Source organism: Streptomyces katrae (genome assembly GCF_000966975.1).
Taxonomy (GTDB): Bacteria; Actinomycetota; Actinomycetes; order Streptomycetales; family Streptomycetaceae; genus Streptomyces; species Streptomyces katrae.
Genome location: NZ_JZWV01001266.1, coordinates 1 through 301 on the forward strand (window position 1 = coordinate 1; position 301 = coordinate 301).

General features: G+C 84.1%; 1 pseudogene. It reads left to right on the forward strand.

The annotated features are described in order from the left end of the window. Positions 1-51 precede the first annotated feature (51 nt). Positions 52-301: pseudogene (locus VR44_RS35970) on the forward strand (1-hydroxy-2-methyl-2-butenyl 4-diphosphate reductase); the annotation flags it as partial.

Below are 301 nucleotides of genomic sequence, written 5' to 3' on the forward strand. Positions count from 1 at the left end.
CGCACGGCGCGCCGCCCCGGCCGCCGTCCCCGCCCCGGCCGGGGAGGCCTGATGTCCGCCCGGGCGGCCCCGCCCGCACCGCCGCTGCTGATCGCCTGCGCCCTGCGCATCGAGCGGGCGGCCCTCGGCGGGGCGGGCCGCTCGGCCGGCGGGGGCACGGTGCTGCGGACCGGCATGGGCCCGCGCGCCGCCGACCGGGCCGTGGCCCGGGCCCTGGGCCGCCCCGGGATGGAACGGGCCGCCGTCCTCGCCACCGGTTTCTGCGCCGGCCTGCTCCCCGGCATGAACCCCGGAGACCTCG